This window comes from Glaciihabitans sp. GrIS 2.15 (assembly GCF_035984695.1).
Taxonomy (GTDB): domain Bacteria; phylum Actinomycetota; class Actinomycetes; order Actinomycetales; family Microbacteriaceae; genus Lacisediminihabitans.
Map to the genome: position 1 here is coordinate 65,053 of NZ_JAXCHU010000004.1, position 14,929 is coordinate 79,981.

Annotated in this window: 16 protein-coding genes, 1 tRNA gene and 1 pseudogene; 12 read left to right on the plus strand and 6 right to left on the minus strand. The window is 63.2% G+C overall.

From position 1 onward, the window contains the following. Position 1 precedes the first annotated feature (1 nt). A complete protein-coding gene (pstB, locus tag RCH11_RS06925) occupies positions 2-781 on the plus strand; it encodes a phosphate ABC transporter ATP-binding protein PstB (RefSeq protein ID WP_327056268.1) in 780 nt (259 codons plus the stop codon). Positions 782-803: 22 nt separating this feature from the next. On the opposite strand, the gene RCH11_RS06930 is transcribed toward pstB, so the two are convergent. From RCH11_RS06930 to RCH11_RS06940, 3 genes are all read right to left on the minus strand, one after another. Continuing rightward, positions 804-1,658: an anti-sigma factor gene (locus RCH11_RS06930; protein WP_327056269.1), complete on the minus strand. Its 855-nt coding sequence runs from the start codon at positions 1,656-1,658 to the stop codon at positions 804-806. Continuing rightward, complete coding sequence (locus tag RCH11_RS06935; protein WP_327056539.1) at positions 1,655-2,260, minus strand: sigma-70 family RNA polymerase sigma factor; 606 nt, start codon at positions 2,258-2,260, stop codon at positions 1,655-1,657. The genes RCH11_RS06930 and RCH11_RS06935 overlap by 4 nt, the downstream gene beginning before the upstream one ends. Before the next feature lie 452 nt (positions 2,261-2,712). Continuing rightward, on the minus strand, positions 2,713-3,342 hold the full coding sequence (locus tag RCH11_RS06940) for a DNA-directed RNA polymerase subunit beta (protein WP_327056270.1): 630 nt from the start codon (positions 3,340-3,342) through the stop codon (positions 2,713-2,715). A gap of 79 nt (positions 3,343-3,421) precedes the next feature. Here RCH11_RS06940 and RCH11_RS06945 point away from each other — a divergent pair. The 7 genes from RCH11_RS06945 (at position 3,422) to RCH11_RS06975 (ending at position 9,476) form a co-directional block, all read left to right on the plus strand. Then, positions 3,422-3,494: transfer RNA gene (locus tag RCH11_RS06945), tRNA-Lys, on the plus strand. A 398-nt stretch (positions 3,495-3,892) separates the two neighbouring features. Further along, positions 3,893-4,717, plus strand: coding sequence for an ABC transporter ATP-binding protein (locus tag RCH11_RS06950; RefSeq protein WP_327056271.1), 825 nt, complete (start codon positions 3,893-3,895; stop codon positions 4,715-4,717). Between the two features lie 10 nt (positions 4,718-4,727). Further along, entirely contained in the window at positions 4,728-5,408 is a 681-nt protein-coding gene (locus RCH11_RS06955) for an ABC transporter permease (RefSeq protein WP_327056272.1), read from the plus strand. 3 nt (positions 5,409-5,411) lie between these two features. Continuing rightward, positions 5,412-6,191 (plus strand): ABC transporter permease, encoded by a 780-nt coding sequence (locus tag RCH11_RS06960; protein WP_327056273.1) that lies wholly within the window; start codon positions 5,412-5,414, stop codon positions 6,189-6,191. Then, complete coding sequence (locus tag RCH11_RS06965) at positions 6,191-7,123, plus strand: ABC transporter substrate-binding protein (protein WP_327056274.1); 933 nt, start codon at positions 6,191-6,193, stop codon at positions 7,121-7,123. Before RCH11_RS06960 ends, RCH11_RS06965 begins: the two co-directional genes overlap by 1 nt. A 425-nt stretch (positions 7,124-7,548) precedes the next feature. After that, entirely contained in the window at positions 7,549-8,568 is a 1,020-nt protein-coding gene (locus tag RCH11_RS06970; protein ID WP_327056275.1) for an alpha/beta fold hydrolase, read from the plus strand. Between the two features lie 281 nt (positions 8,569-8,849). Continuing rightward, the gene (locus RCH11_RS06975; RefSeq protein ID WP_327056276.1) at positions 8,850-9,476 is read left to right on the plus strand and encodes a DUF2461 domain-containing protein; all 627 of its coding nucleotides are present in this window, start codon (positions 8,850-8,852) and stop codon (positions 9,474-9,476) included. A gap of 558 nt (positions 9,477-10,034) precedes the next feature. Here the strand turns inward: RCH11_RS06975 and RCH11_RS06980 are convergent. Further along, complete coding sequence (locus tag RCH11_RS06980) at positions 10,035-10,856, minus strand: aldo/keto reductase (RefSeq protein ID WP_327056277.1); 822 nt, start codon at positions 10,854-10,856, stop codon at positions 10,035-10,037. 263 nt (positions 10,857-11,119) lie between these two features. On the opposite strand from RCH11_RS06980, the gene RCH11_RS06985 reads away from it, so the two are divergent. From RCH11_RS06985 to cmtR, 4 genes and pseudogenes are all read left to right on the plus strand, one after another. Next, positions 11,120-11,995 carry an LLM class flavin-dependent oxidoreductase gene (locus RCH11_RS06985; RefSeq protein WP_327056278.1) on the plus strand — a complete coding sequence of 292 codons (876 nt, stop codon included), beginning with the start codon at positions 11,120-11,122 and terminating at the stop codon, positions 11,993-11,995. 164 nt (positions 11,996-12,159) lie between these two features. After that, positions 12,160-12,595 (plus strand): annotated as a pseudogene (locus tag RCH11_RS06990) (IS982 family transposase); the annotation flags it as partial. A 226-nt stretch (positions 12,596-12,821) separates the two neighbouring features. Then, complete coding sequence (locus tag RCH11_RS06995) at positions 12,822-13,046, plus strand: hypothetical protein (RefSeq protein WP_327056279.1); 225 nt, start codon at positions 12,822-12,824, stop codon at positions 13,044-13,046. Between the two features lie 356 nt (positions 13,047-13,402). After that, the gene (gene cmtR, locus RCH11_RS07000; protein WP_327056280.1) at positions 13,403-13,747 is read left to right on the plus strand and encodes a Cd(II)/Pb(II)-sensing metalloregulatory transcriptional regulator CmtR; all 345 of its coding nucleotides are present in this window, start codon (positions 13,403-13,405) and stop codon (positions 13,745-13,747) included. A gap of 512 nt (positions 13,748-14,259) precedes the next feature. Here the strand turns inward: cmtR and RCH11_RS07005 are convergent. Next, on the minus strand, positions 14,260-14,493 hold the full coding sequence (locus RCH11_RS07005; RefSeq protein ID WP_327056281.1) for an arsenate reductase/protein-tyrosine-phosphatase family protein: 234 nt from the start codon (positions 14,491-14,493) through the stop codon (positions 14,260-14,262). Between the two features lie 38 nt (positions 14,494-14,531). After that, positions 14,532-14,915 carry an ArsR/SmtB family transcription factor gene (locus RCH11_RS07010; RefSeq protein ID WP_327056282.1) on the minus strand — a complete coding sequence of 128 codons (384 nt, stop codon included), beginning with the start codon at positions 14,913-14,915 and terminating at the stop codon, positions 14,532-14,534. Positions 14,916-14,929 lie beyond the last annotated feature (14 nt).

Below are 14,929 nucleotides of genomic sequence, written 5' to 3' on the forward strand. Positions count from 1 at the left end.
TGTGTCAAAGCGCATCGAAGTAAATCATCTGAACATCTTTTACAGCGACTTCCTCGCCGTGGAAGACGTCACGATCTCGATCGAACCCCGCACCGTCACCGCGATCATCGGCCCGAGCGGATGCGGCAAGTCGACCTTCCTTCGCACTCTCAACCGCATGCACGAGGTGATCCCCGGCGCGCATGTCGAGGGCGAGGTCATCATCGACGGCAACAACCTGTACGGCGAGGGGGTGGATCCGGTGCTCGTGCGCCGCCAGGTAGGCATGGTATTTCAGCGCGCCAATCCATTTCCCACCATGTCGATCCGTGCCAACGTGCTCGCTGGCGTCACCCTGAACAATCGCAAGCTACCGAAGAGCGATGGGGATGCCCTCGTCGAGCGCTCACTCGAGAGAGCCAACCTGTGGAACGAGGTGAAGGACCGCCTCGACAAGCCGGGGATGAGCCTCTCCGGTGGCCAGCAGCAGCGACTCTGTATTGCACGTGCCATCGCCGTCTCGCCGGACGTGCTGCTCATGGATGAACCGTGCTCGGCCCTCGATCCCATCTCGACACTCGCCATCGAGGACCTCATCGAGGAACTCAAGCTCGACTACACAATTGTCATCGTGACCCACAACATGCAGCAGGCCTCTCGGGTGTCCGACCGCACCGCCTTCTTCAACATCGCCGGCACGGGCAAGCCGGGCAAGCTCATCGAGTACAACGACACGAACACCATCTTCTCCAAGCCAAGCGTGCAGGCGACGGAAGACTACGTGTCGGGTAAGTTCGGGTAGTCCTGGCCTCGATGCGCAGTCGCTAGGCGCTGGGTACTGCGACGATCGGTGCGGTGGTCGGCTTTTTTGAGCCGCCACTCGGCTCGACCGTGATGCCGAAAGTATCCCCTGCGCTCATCGCACCGGCGAGCACGCTGACGGTTGTGCCCGAGGATGCCGCGCTAAAAGTTCCCGCCGATATCGCGTGTGATCCCTTGTCGATGTACCAGAGCTCGTATGTCTTATCACCGGCGAGCTTCGGAAGCTTGTCGATCACCACGGCGGACTGCCTGAGACCCACGGACCAGACGAAAGTGGCCGTGCCGCCTCCGGCGACAGCCGCCTTGGCCTGCTGAGAGTCTTTCGCCGAGACGATGGCCGAGACGGCCGCCGCCTGCTGCTGCGACTCGTCAGCTGCGGAAAGCCCGAGGATATTACCCCCGACGAAGAGAGTGACGGCTGCTGCGGCGGCGACCAGGATCACAATCGGGCGGGTGTACCAGCGAGCAGCAGCTCGCGCGGTCGCCCGGGACGGCGCCCCGAGGCTTGCTGTGCGGATGTCTTCGGCCGCGCCCCCCTGCGTCGATGAAAGTTGCGTCGTGATCGCTTCGGGGGATGCCGCCGACATTGCCGTGAGCGTGGGCCGCGCCACCGGAAGGGGTGCGAGCTGCGGAGTGATGGCGATCTGCGCCATGAGACGTGTTTTGAGGTCGGCCGGGGGAGAGACCGGCTCGGTCGCGAGACCGATCGATACCGCTGTGTCAGACAATGAATCCACCTCCGCTCGTAGCTCTTCGGATGTCAGCAGGTATGCCTCGAACCGGTTTTTTTCTTCGCCCTCAAGTGCGTTCAGCGCATACGCGCCGCTGAGGAGGTGTAATTCTTCGCGATCAGTCACGATGCCACCCCCAATTCATCACGCAGACGGATCATCCCGTCACGCAGTCGTGTTTTCACCGTGCCGATGGGCACGCTGAGCATTGCTGCCACCTCACTGTGGCTGTAGCCGCCGTAGTACGCCAGAGAAACCGCCTGACGCTGCAATTCGGTCAATTGCGTCATGGCTTCCTTTACCCTTTCGTGCTCGATGGTCGTTTCTACCATGTCCGCCACGTTGTCGTAGTCGGAAACATAATCCCTGATGCCGATCTTCACGTCTCGATCGCGACCGGACTGCGATGACCTGATCCGGTCGATCGCGCGACGGTGAGCTATGGTGAGGATCCAGGTGGATGCCCCGCCCTTGCTCGGCTCATATCGGGACGCGTTCTGCCAGATCTCCAGGAATACTTCCTGGGTCACTTCCTCCGATTGCGCATGATCGACCAATAGTCTGCGGATCAGCCCGAACACTCTCGGGGAGACTTCGTCGTACAGTGCTCCGAAAGCCGCCTGGTCGCCGCCCGCGATCTGCGCAAGCAAGGTCTCCTTCGTCGCAGGTTTGACCAGGGAGTCATTGTCCTGGCTGCGGTCGGTTTCACGGGGCACGAGTCTAAGCATTGCAAACAATTCGTGCGATCGTGCGCGGTGCTGGAAAGACACTCACTGCGAGCATCGAAACAAGCATCTCCATATTCGATTGTCCGCGGCCTGCGCAGGCGGGAAGTCTTCGGTTCGCTTCCAAGGTCGTTCCGACTGTGCGGGTCACAACTTGAGTTCGCGACCGAGGCGAAAACGGTTTGGTCTCAGACGCATCGGCACGCAGAGTGGGCGGAATCGTCGCCGGTGCCGCACCGGGGGGGGGGTGCCAGGCCGCAGAAACGCCTCTCGGCGCTAGGCCGCTCGGAGCGGCGAATATTGGAGCCCGGGGTTACTGCGGCCCGGCGATGGCCCTTGCGAGCCGTTGACGAGTGTACCAACCGACTCTGGGTGCTTTCTCTTTCGTGGCGCATACCCGGCCACCGGTTGCGAAGGTGGCACGGGGGCGAGCTGAGTACAACGCTCGTAGTCAGTCAGTCGAGCGAACCGGCCCGCCAGAGGCGCGCGCACGAGACGAACTCGAGGGCCGTCTGCGACAGGCGGAGGGCGCGAATCGTGAGATCGGATGCCCGCTCCGGCGACGTGAGGTCGGAATCATCTGCGACGCTCGTGGCCCCCAACGCCATGATGCGACAAAAGGCGGCCGCGCGGTCAAGAGCAACCCCGAAGTCGCCCTGGAAGATGCCTCGCAGGATCTGGTCGGCAAGAGCGATGATCTCCGCGGGACCGGTCGGTGCGGTCGCGCCGGCAACGACCGGGTCGATGGTCGTGGCGGTCTCGGTGCCGCGCTGGAACAGGTAGGCGGTGCCCTCGGCATCCTGGCGCACGAGTGCGCGCATCAGGTAGATGCGCCAGAGGGCGCCGGGAAGGCTGCGCGGGCTGGCACGCGCCCAGAGTTCGGCGACGGCATCGATGCCATGCTCGTCGGTGAAGGCCACGAGCCGGTCGACCACCCCCTGGTCGCTGCTCTGCCGCACGCGAGTGAGCAGCGCGCCCGCGGTCTCATGAGCAACGCGACTGATTTGGGCGGGGTCCTCCCCGCCTACGAAGCTCTCGAACTTTGCACCCGAAAACTGGGTCGGCTTATGGAACTCGTCGGTCATCCGCCCAAGCCTAAGCCAGCCGTTGCTGTGCACACGGCTCGTTCGCGGGCCGCGCAATCCACGCTAGATTTAACCGAAGGGGCCTCTAGCTCAGTTGGTAGAGCATCGGACTTTTAATCCGTGGGTCGTCGGTTCGAGCCCGACGGGGCCCACCCCTCCCCAACCTCCTTAGTTGCGGGACCGTAGATCAGACGCCGAGGCCTCAGCGCGACTCAGCGCGACTCCTTGGACGGGTTTGCCTAGGTTTTACTCACAATTGCCGCAGAACCAACCGCATTGTGCGCGATTCCGACTCTGGCCAGGCCTAGCCCCACCATCGACTGCAGCACGCCAACCATTGCTTCAACGTCATCCTGTGAACATCCCAATCTTTCGCGATCTGCTCGATTCGTCACATTATGCTCACGATCACGCGCAACACCGAGAACATTTTCACGGAACTCATGGGATAGGGCTGAGGCAAAAAAACATCCCTCCTGGCCACCCAATCGGGCAAGCCAATTCAGATGTCACCTAATCGTGCAGCAGACCCAGGAATGAACCGCCCGTCATGATCGAATTCCAGAACATCTCAAAGCGGTTTCCGGGTGGCACCCTTGCTGTCGATGACTTCTCCCTTGTGCTTCCCTCGCACAAGGCGACGGTATTCGTCGGGTCGTCCGGGTCAGGCAAAACAACACTGCTCCGGATGATCAACCGGATGATCGACCCCACCGCCGGTAGCATCCTGATCGACGGTGAGGATATATCCGGCCTCAATCCGGTTTTGCTTCGCCGACGGATCGGCTACGTTCTTCAGGCCACCGGACTCCTCCCGCACCGGCGGGTGGTGGACAACATCGCCACGGTACCTCGGTTGAACGGTGTGCCGAAGCGGGTGGCCCGCCAGGACGCGCTCACACTGCTCGACACGGTTGGACTCGACCGATCGCTCGCAGAGCGGTATCCGGACCAGCTTTCTGGCGGCCAGCAGCAGCGCGTCGGAGTTGCGCGCGCTCTCGCGAGCGACCCGGACATCCTTCTCATGGATGAGCCGTTCGGGGCGGTCGACCCGATTGTCCGGGCGGAACTCCAGGTCGAACTCAACCGCTTGCAGCGTGAGCTCGGCAAGACCACAGTGTTTGTCACACACGACATCGACGAGGCGTTCGCGATCGCCGACCAGGTGGTGATCTTCCGCACCGGCGGTGTGATCGCGCAGGTGGGGACTCCGGCCGAGATTCTGGCAAACCCAGCGGACGACTTCGTCGCGACTTTCATCGGTGCGGACAGGGGAAAGCGCACCCTGCATCTCCAGCATCGCGAGGGAGACAGCGCGACCCTCATCGTCGATGGTGACGGGCGGCCCGCGGGAATTCTCGGGGCCGATCGATGAGGGAAGTCCGATGATCTGGTTCATCGAGAACTTCGGCCTGATCACGGGGCTCACTGCCAATCATGTTGCACTCAGCATTGTTCCGATTGTGCTCGGATTCGCGATCGCTGTACCACTCGGCTGGATTGCCAACAGGCGGCCGGCCCTGCGGTCGGTCGTGATCAGCGGGGGAAGTCTCCTCTACACGATCCCCTCGCTTCCGCTTTTCGTGATCCTGCCCTACGTGCTCGGGACGAAGATCACCGATGACCGGAACATCGTCGTGGCGCTGACCCTCTATGCGATTGCGATGATGGTTCGCACCGCGGCAGACGCCCTCGCGGCCGCGCCGGCGGATGCGATCGAGGCCGCCACGGCCATGGGGTACTCCACCTGGACCCGATTCTGGCTGGTGGAATTTCCTCTCGCTGGCCCGGTCCTGCTCGCGGGCCTCCGCGTAGTCTCGGCAAGCACGATTGCGCTCGTCTCGGTCGGTGCGATCATCGGTTCAGCGAACCTCGGCTACCTGTTCACGAACGGCAAACAACGCGACTTCCTCGAGGAGATCATCGTCGGAATCGTGGCGAGCCTCGTCATCGCCCTCGTCTTCGACGTGGTGCTCGTTATTCTCGGCCGGGTGGTCATGCCCTGGACGCGGCGGGATGGCTGGATCCGGCGCCGAAGTGTCCTTCCCGTCGGACAGGTGGGCTGACCCGTGCAATTCTTTCTGAACGCCTTCCGCTGGCTGTTGGATCCCGCAAACTACGTCCCAGGGGCTCAGAACCCCTTTCCGATCCAGGATCGGATCGGCGAGCACCTGCTCTACACGGTCGTGTCAGTCGTGATCGCAGCGAGCATCGCGCTTCCGCTCGGTTTCTACATCGGACACACCGGGCGCGGCCGCCAGTTGGTGATCGGATTCACCGGTGGGATGCGGGCACTCCCGACACTTGGCCTGCTGATGGCCCTCTTCGTCATCGTCGGGGCGACAGTGCCGTTCACACGGGCCGCGTTCGTTGCCTCGATAATCGCACTGGTCATCCTGGCGATCCCATCGATTCTGGCCGGCGCGTATGCCGGTGTCGAATCGGTCGACAGCCAGACGGTGGATGCCGGACGCGCGAGCGGCATGACCGAGTTGCAGGTGCTCACGCAGATCGAGATACCGCTTTCCCTCCCGCTGATTATTGGTGGTGTTCGTGCATCCGCGCTGCAGGTGATCGCGACCGCCGTGATCGCCTCGTACATCTCGCTCGGCGGCCTCGGATCCATCATCTCGAGCGGTATCGGACTCAACGACAACAATCGCATCCTCGGCGGCGCCATTCTCGTCACGGTCCTCGCGCTCGTGGTCGATGGGATCTTCGCGCTCGCCCAGCGCCTGACCAGGAGACGTGGATCCTCCGGTTCACGCGCGCAAAAAACACACGTCCGCGGCCGGTCACTCAGACCGGTCACGGTGGCGGAAACTCCCGCCGACGAGAGGAACAACTAATGTTCGCAGCACACCGCAGAACACGGATCGCCACCGCGGTCATCGCAGCAGGGTCGCTCCTTGCACTGGCCGGGTGCGCCACCTCCGACCCGACCGGTACTTCATCGACCGACTCCGCGAAAGGCTCGAAGATCGTCGTCGGCTCATTCGCCTTTCCCGAAAGCGAGATCCTCGGCAACATCTATGCCCTTGCCCTCAAGAACGCGGGTTTCTCGGTCGAGACGAAGTTCAATCTCGGACCACGCCAGACCACAATTCCGGCGCTCAAGGACGGGTCGATCAACCTCATGCCGGAGTACAACGGCAACCTGCTGTTCTTCTACGACACGAAGAACACCGCCCGCACTACATCCGAGGTGAATGCCGCGCTCGCGACCAAGGTGCCAGCGGGGTTCCGCGTGCTCACCCCAGCGCCGGCCGAGGACAAAGACGCCTACGTCGTCACTCAGGAGCTCGCGAAAAACAAGGGACTCGTGTCCATCGGTGACCTCACAAAGATTGAGCCATTCAGTCTGGGGTCCAATCCGCAGTTCGGCGAGCTCGGGTACGGCATTCCCGGCCTGAAGTCGGTTTACAAGATCAAGGCTGTGACGTTCGTACCGATCGAGGACTTCGGCGGACCAGACACGGTGAAGGCTCTCGTCGACAACGCGGTGCAGGTGGCCGACATCTACACGACCTCTCCTGATCTCGTCGCCAAGAAGCTCCTGGTGTTGAAGGATCCAGAGAATCTGATCGCTGCGCAGAACGTGCTGCCGTTGCTCAACTCGAAGATCTACAGTGCGAAACTCGCCAAGGTACTCGACCGGGTTTCGGCCGCTCTCAGCACCAAGGATCTGATCGCGCTGCGGGACCGCGTCGAAGGATCGGAGAAGGCTCAGGCCGCAACGGCGGCGAAGGACTGGCTCACGAAGAACGGCCTGCTGAAATAACCGATCGCGGGGCGTCGTTCCTCGGTGACCTGCTCGAAATCCTCGGCCGTGATCCTTGGTCCCGCTCACGGACGTGCCATCCGCGAGACCGGTCAGCTATTCCCCTGATCTTCTGTCGACCAGCACATTTCATTCGATGACCTATCCGCTGACGACGTCCAGGCTGCCCATCACCCCGGTCGGCGCCGATGATGCGGCCGGATTCGTTGCCTACCGGCAGGATCCTGATGTTGCTTGCTGTTAAGGATGGGAGCTACTGCTTGATCACCTCTTCACCGCCGCAAATTCTCACGGGTCACAGCCAGCTGCGATGCCCGCAACAGAGCGACTGGTGGTGACCTGGACAGTAGGGTTACCTGGATGAGCGTTCTCCATGACACCGACACAGCGACTGCTCTCGCGGTGCACCGCGACGGAATCCTGCGGTGACCGCCGCCTGGCCCGTCACCGACGGCGTCTTCTCGCTCGGTGACCTCGACGTCGAACTTGGCGGAACGATTCAGGATGCGCAACTGACGTGGCAGGCGCACGGGACGTTGAATGAAGCGCGCGACAACGTGATCGTGTACCCGTGCAGCTACACCGCCACGCACGACGACCTGGCCTGGCTGATCGGTCCCGACGGTGTCCTCGACCCGACCGAGTGGTTCATCATCGTGCCCGATATGTTCTCGAACGGGTTCTCGTCGAGCCCGTCGAACACCGATGACTACCCGGCCGCGGTCACGATGGCCGACAACGTCCGCGCCCAGTACCGCCTCCTGACGGAGTTCTTCGACGTGACGCGAGTTGCGGCCTCCTACGGCTTCTCGATGGGCGCGGGCCAGGCCTACCACTGGGCGGCGCTGTTCCCGGAGTTCGTTGAGCGCGCGATCGTGGTCTGTGGGAGCAGCCGGACGTCGATCCACAATCGTGTCTTCCTCTCGGGGTTGCTTCGCATCCTCGAGGCGGCGCCGGAGCACCTGGGCGGCGGACGCTTCAGCGCCGAGCCGGTCGCGGCGCTCAAGGCATTCGGGCACGTCTACGCCGGCTGGGGCCTCAGCCAGGACTTCTACCGAGAGCGCCTGTTCGAGACGGCCCTCGGCGCGCCCGACCTCGAGACGTTCCTCCGCACCGATTGGGAGGAGGCGTTCGGCGAGAATCACGCGGCGAACCTCTACGCCGCGGCGGTCACCTGGCAGGAGGCCGACATTAGCCGGGGAGCGGTCTACGAGGGCGACCTCGCCGCGGCCCTCGCCGGGATCCAGGCCCGCGTCCTCCTCATGCCGAGCGAGACCGACCTCTATTTCCGCGTCGCCGACAACGAGGCCGAACTGGAGCACCTGCGCCACGGCAAGCTCGCTGTCATCCAGAGCATCTGGGGCCACCGTGCCGGAAGCCCCGCCGACATCCCCGACGACTTGGAATTCATGACGCGCCACGTGCGGGAGTGGCTGGCGTCCTGAACCGACGGCAGTCACGATTGTGCCCGGGCTCCGGGCGTCGATGGTCGGCGATGGTCGGCGAGGTGTCGAGGATCAGCGTCTCCCCCGAGACGGTGTGCATCTCGCAGCGGTCATCGCGACGGGAGCCTCGATCGTCACCTCTCCGACTCCGTTGGTCTGTGTCACCCTTTGCGCCGTCATCCTCGTCGAGTCAGTCGATCGGAACGAACCGATCAGAGCGCTCTTCGGCATCCGTTCCCTTTCTCTGGCTCGATTACTCGGTAGGGAGGAAGATGCTGTCTATGACGTTCACAGGGTTTGGCGCAGACGCCAGCGATTTTCTGTCCGGCTTGGCAGAAGACAACACGAAGACGTTTTTCGAGGCGCATCGTGACGAGTACATCGCGAGCATTCGGCAACCTCTCGAGGATTTGCTGGGCGAGGTGCAAGACACATACGGTCCTGGTCGGGTGATGCGGCCCAATCGGGATGTTCGGTTCAGCGCGGACAAGTCGCCCTACAAAACCACGGCGAGCATGTGGGCGGGCGACGTGGGCGGGGTGTACTTGAGCCTGAGTGCCACCGGGCTCGAGGTCGGGGGAGGGCTTTACGATCCCAGCCGTGACCAACTGGCCAGGGCCCGTCACGCCATTGACAGCCGACCGCTAGTCGCGAAGCATCTCGGCGACATCCTGGGCAAGCTCACGCGGAGCGGTTTTGAGGTGGCGGGGCCGTCGTTGAAAACAGCCCCGCGTGGCTTCGACCGGGACCACCCCGCAATCGAGTTGCTCCGATTGAAGCACTATGCGGCCGTGAAACGGCTTCCCCCGGGGGCGGCGCCGGACACGATCCGAGCAACGTGGACGGCAGTCTTGCCTCTGATTACGTGGTGCTCGAAGAACGTCGGAGCCACGATTTCCCCGTCATGATGATCTGGGAGTCGCCGGAACCGCGCACAGGCCCCGGCTCAGCTCGTGGTCTGCTCCCCCGTCAAAGAATGCGAGATCCGCTTTCAAAAAAATGAGGAATCCTACTGAAGCTTCGACCTGGGGCTGACTGAAGCTGTACTTGCCAGTGCCGGCGACACGTGTGGGTCGGGTGTGCATGAGGTACTCCGACCGATCAGTAGGACGAGAAACCCCGTCCTGTGCCGAATCGGACTCTCGTAGGCTCAAAAATTGTCACGAGTAAGTAGTTCCTGCAGTACCCGCTCACACGGAAGGGACACTGTCGTGAACCCGGCCGACGAGTCCTCCACTCACTGCTCATTGTGGGTCATGCCGTGCGGCTCTCCGCGGGCGAGGGGTGGCAACCTCTGGGTAAGCCGTTCCCGTACTCTCTGCTGAAACGACCGACACGAACCGCTGTGCTCGCCCTGCACTCATCACGCGCCCGGCGGGTCTGCGAGAAGTCGTGTCACACGCCAGTTCGTATCGGCATGTTCGATGAGTTCGATCGGCCGTCGGCCTGACGCTGATCAGCACACCTTAGGGCGCAGTGTCGACCAACGCGTCGAGGGCCTTGAGGTCATCGGACGAGATCGTGAAGTCAACGTCGGCGTTCTCGATCATGCGGCCGGGCGTCGTCGTTTTCGGCAGCGGAAGGATGTTTTTCTCCAAAAGGTAGCGAATGCAGATCTGGGCCACCGACTTCCCATACTTCGCTGCGATCCCGTGCACGTTCTCATTGTCGAGGATCGCGCCCGTGGCGAGGGGCGAGTAGCCTTCGACCAGGATGTCTCGCTCGCGGCAGTAGCCGACAGTTTCTTTTTGCGTATAGCCGACGAAGTAGCGGATTTGGTTCGCGTGGGGTGTCACGTCGGTCGCACCGATCAGCGACTCGAGGTCAGCGGGGTCGAAGTTCGAGACGCCGATGGAGCGCGAACGGCCGTCGGCAAGAATCTTCTCAAATGCCCGCCACACCTCGATATTCCCGTCTCGGCAGTCCTTCCCCATCTCTGACCAGGGCCAGGGAGCGTGAATCAGATAAAGATCAACGTAGTCGAGGCCCAGAGCCGAAATCGTCGTCTCGAAGCTGAGCTCCGCCTCGCGGCGGCTCTTGACTTCGGCCGGCAGTTTGGTGGTCACAAAGATCTGGTCGCGTGGGATCCCGCTGTCGCGAATCGCCCGGCCGACGCTCGGCTCGTTGCCATAGGCCCGCGCGGTATCGATATGGCGGTAACCGGCATGGATGGCGGCGGCGACTGCGTCGTAGGCCACCGGGCCGTCGGGGATCTGCCACGTGCCGAAGCCGATTCGGGGGATTTCGACACCGTTCGACAGGGTGAAGGTATCGGTAACTGCAGGCATGATTTTCTCCCTGAGAGGACTGCGCGAGTGCGGTTTCGACCGCCCTGGCTGCATATTCCCGGACGTGCTTACACAGAGAGTCTAATTCGAGGGCAGCGTCGGTCGAAAGAGATACGTCCGCCACGGTTCGTCGTCTATCGTCTGTCGTCTCTCGTCTCGTCTCGTCTCGTCTCGTCTCGTCTCGTCTCGTCTCGTCTTTGATGATGTCCTCCCACCCCGACCCGTTACTTGCGCGCACCGGTCACGCGTGTAAACGTAGGACAATGACTGTGCTCGGCGCCGTGTTCCTCCCGCAGCTTCCACCAGAACGACTGCGGGACGTCGCTGTCGCGGCGGATCGCGCCGGACTCGAGGAGTTGTGGCTGTGGGAAGACTGTTTCCTCGAGGGCGGGTTGACTGCAACGACCGCGGCTTTGGCATGGACGGAACGACTGCGGGTCGGGATTGGCCTGCTGCCCATTCCCCTGCGCAATGTCGCAGTGACGGCTATGGAGATCGCGACCGTTCAGCGATTGTTCCCTGGTCGATTTCACGCCGGAGTGGGCAGTGGAGTCCCTGATTGGATGGTGCAGGTGGGCGCCGGAGTCTCCTCGCCGCTCACCCTGATGCGGGAATACGTGCCTGCCCTTCGCTCCCTGTTGCGGGGTGAGGAGGTCAGGGTCGAGGGCAAATTCGTGAAGCTCGATCGGGTCAAGCTCGACTGGCCGCCGAGCGAGACCGTTCCGATCTTGGTGGGAACTGGAGGGCCGAAGGGCCTGGCCCTGTCGGGAGAACTGGCAGACGGCACGATTCTCACGGGAGGAACTACCCCTGATGGTGTGCGCCACGCTCGCGCCCGAATCGACGAAGGACGCGCACGTGCTGGCCGAACGGATGCCCACCGGGTGACCGTTTACGTGCTGGCCGCGACCGGCCCGGGAGCGCTCGTCCGATGGGAGGCGGAGTGTCGCCGCTGGAATTTCGACCCCGCAGACGATGTCGGAGTTGCTGGGGACGCCCCCGAGTTCGCCGCTGCCGTGAAGCGATGGGCGGATGCCGGCGCCGATACGGTTGTGTTCCAGCCGACTTCCGACGACCCGGATCCCATCCGGTTTATCGAGTTCATTGCGAGTGAGGTGCGACCTCTCGTCGACGCGTGACTTTCTGGACGCGTGACCCTCAGATCACAGGTGCGGCAGAATTCGATCGGACTCTCCCGGTCACCGTAATCGGTATCGATTGTCTCGTGACCCCGTCGGGCAAGCTCGACCAGCTGTGTGGACTTCCCGACACCGGGTCATGCCCTGGCTCGGCTTTTCCCGCGATCACCGAGCTGGCTCACGACACACCATCCTGGGGCGAGATCACGAGACTGATCCATTCCACCCCGCTGCCGTGCGGCAAATCCCACGAGACTGTGAAGCGCGCCGACCTGGCCGGGCATGCCGGATACGGATACGGATACGGATACTGCGCATTTCACTCCCGCTACTTCTGGGGATTCCGCCTCTACCTGAGCTGCACACCAGAGCGAATACCTGTCGTTTGGGGACTAGCGAACCCGAAGATCGGGGAACGCGAAGCCGCCGACGAGGGCTCCGCCGGAAAAGAAGAAAAACCGAGGTTGGGGAAACTCGGCAGACCCACCATCCCCGGCGTCTACTCCCAGAGTCGCCGGACGCGCCCTCGCCCGCGCCCTCGCCACCGGAATATGGCACGACTGGCTCATCGGAGCACCCAACAAACGATCCCTCATCTAGTGCAGACGTCCCTCTCGCCTACGATGTCAGCGGACTCACTCCGTCACCCGGGCAAGAAGCGCGTGAGCCGTATTCCCGCGGCATCCGTTTGCACGTCAACCGCACCCGGAACCAGAGACGTTGGCAGCGGCCGCCCCCGCGGACCGCCAGGGCCCCGCACACCCGCGTAAGTCTCGGCGTACTGTTCGGCGCGGGAACACCGATCGCCAAACTGCTGCTCGACAGCGTGAGTCCGTGCCTTGTGGCAGGGCTGCTCTATCTCGGGTCCGGGCTCGGGTCCGGGCTCGGGCTCGGGCTGTTCCGCCTCATCCGCCGGAGTCCGGGCGTTCGGATCCTGCGTTCGGAAATGCTGCCACTCGCCGGCGCTGTCGGGCTGGGTGGCATCGTCGGTCCCGTGTTGCTGATGTTCGGTGTCTCGGAATGGCGGCCATCGTCGCCGGAGCCGTCGTGATGGTGGTCGGATTCTTTGGTTGCGGGGTGAGCCTCGTGCTCTTCATCGTTGCGATGCGGCACGTGGGCACGGCCCGCGCCGGTCACGGTCATCCAGGTGATCGCCGCCCTGCTGATGGGCCGGGGAGTCTGGCTTCACCTCACCGAGCGCCACGAGGCGACCACACACGATTCACTCGCGCACACAATGAACGTCATCAACACGAGCATCCCGAACCGGTGGGGCCGGACATCCGTCACCGAAACTCGCACACTCAATAGGCGATTACGCACAGCCATGAGCACTATCCGGACGCGCACTATCGGCATAGTCACGAGACCATTGAAATCGTTCAGCTGTGGCTGTATAGTCACTGGATGCTGACTATTGCGTCTCGAATCGACGTCCTGGCCCGGCTCGGCCGCGCCATGGCCGATCCGACTCGCGCGAGGATCCTGGTCAGCCTCCTCGACTCACCGGGTTATCCGGCCCGGCTGGCCCATGCTCTCGAGCTGACGAGATCCAATGTCTCCAATCACCTCGCCTGTTTGCGTGGCTGCGGCCTCGTCGTCGCCGTTCCCGAAGGTCGACAGACTCGCTACGAGATCGCTGATCCTCACCTCACACGCGCTATCTGGGCGCTCACCGAGGTTGTTCTCGCCGTGGACGACGCGGCACCCTGTACTGATGACACCTGCACAGTCCCTGGCTGCTGCGAATAGGTCACCCGCAGACAACGGGTGGGGAAAGAGGCGACGATGAACGACTGTTGCGAAGGAAGCTGTTGCAACGCAGGCTGCGCCGACGGCTGCGTCTGCTGCGAGTAACAGCACCCGCGAACCCCCCGACCGGCGTCGCCGAGTCGGGGAGTTTGCGTTCCCCATGCAACGACGCACAGTCGGATACTCACCCTCGATACCCGCAGTGCCCGGAGAGTAGCTAGCGCCACCCCACTGCCCATCCTCCTCCTGCAGTGCAGGCGTGCATTGCGGATGCAGATGACGAGTCGCGGCGGGCGTGCCAAGCATGGTCGTCCCCGGAGTCTGGGGGTAAAAGCCAATGACTATCGAGGGGGATGCCATCGCGAGCGTGGTGAGCAGCTGGCGCACCCGGGCATCGATGTCGTCACGGATGTCGCGCACGTGGGCAAGCGGCAGATCAACCGGATCCTCAATGTCCCAGTCGAGGTAGCGGCGATCGGGGTAGATCGGGCAGGCGTCGCCGCATCCCGTTGTCACCACCGCGTCGGCAGCACGCACCACCTCATCCGTAGCGGCTTCGGATATTCCCCGTCGATCCACACACCGATCTCGTCGAGGGCGGTGACAATGATCGACCGCACTGCGCCGGCCGGTGCCGAACCGGCGGTGCGCACGGTGACGCGCTCCCCAGCGAGCTGGCGCAGGATGCCCGCCGCCCGCTGAGACCGACCCGCGTTCTGCACCCACACGAAGAGCACTTCGGGCACGTGATCGAGCGTGCGGCGCTGCCCTACAGCGAGTGCCGCTAGCCGGTCACCGGCGAACCGAGCGGTAACGGAGGGAAGGCGCCGGAGAAGCGCGTAGCGAGATCGGCAGAGATGCGGTCCAACAGGGCTCGGGACATCGAGATCTCCGACGGCCAAGGTACCAGCTCGGCGACACGGTCAGCCTGGTTGGGCGCGATCGAATACCAGACCGTGCGGCCCTGCGGCTTCCTCTCGAGCAGCGCGGCATCGAGCAGTGCCTTCACGTGGTGGTTCACGGTGGGCTGGCGCAGGCCGAGCTGCGCCGCGAGATCGACGACGAGTTTCCGTGCCCGCGGGCTGCCCCGGATCAGCATCGTGATCCGCGCCCGGGTAGGGTCGGCGAGCAGCGTGAGTTCGCGCGCCGATCCGGCCCTCCTACCCATAGACAAAAGTCTCT

What these genes read in the sequence shown, in the direction of transcription:
- RCH11_RS06935 (WP_327056539.1), bottom strand. Translation starts at nt 2,260, where the DNA reads ATGCTTAGACTCGTGCCCCGTGAAACCGACCGCAGCCAGGACAATGAC.
- RCH11_RS06940 (WP_327056270.1), bottom strand. Translation starts at nt 3,342, where the DNA reads ATGACCGACGAGTTCCATAAGCCGACCCAGTTTTCGGGTGCAAAGTTC.
- RCH11_RS06950 (WP_327056271.1), top strand. Translation starts at nt 3,893, where the DNA reads ATGATCGAATTCCAGAACATCTCAAAGCGGTTTCCGGGTGGCACCCTT.
- RCH11_RS06955 (WP_327056272.1), top strand. Translation starts at nt 4,728, where the DNA reads ATGATCTGGTTCATCGAGAACTTCGGCCTGATCACGGGGCTCACTGCC.
- RCH11_RS06965 (WP_327056274.1), top strand. Translation starts at nt 6,191, where the DNA reads ATGTTCGCAGCACACCGCAGAACACGGATCGCCACCGCGGTCATCGCA.
- RCH11_RS06975 (WP_327056276.1), top strand. Translation starts at nt 8,850, where the DNA reads ATGACGTTCACAGGGTTTGGCGCAGACGCCAGCGATTTTCTGTCCGGC.
- RCH11_RS06980 (WP_327056277.1), bottom strand. Translation starts at nt 10,856, where the DNA reads ATGCCTGCAGTTACCGATACCTTCACCCTGTCGAACGGTGTCGAAATC.
- RCH11_RS06985 (WP_327056278.1), top strand. Translation starts at nt 11,120, where the DNA reads ATGACTGTGCTCGGCGCCGTGTTCCTCCCGCAGCTTCCACCAGAACGA.
- cmtR (WP_327056280.1), top strand. Translation starts at nt 13,403, where the DNA reads ATGCTGACTATTGCGTCTCGAATCGACGTCCTGGCCCGGCTCGGCCGC.
- RCH11_RS07010 (WP_327056282.1), bottom strand. Translation starts at nt 14,915, where the DNA reads ATGGGTAGGAGGGCCGGATCGGCGCGCGAACTCACGCTGCTCGCCGAC.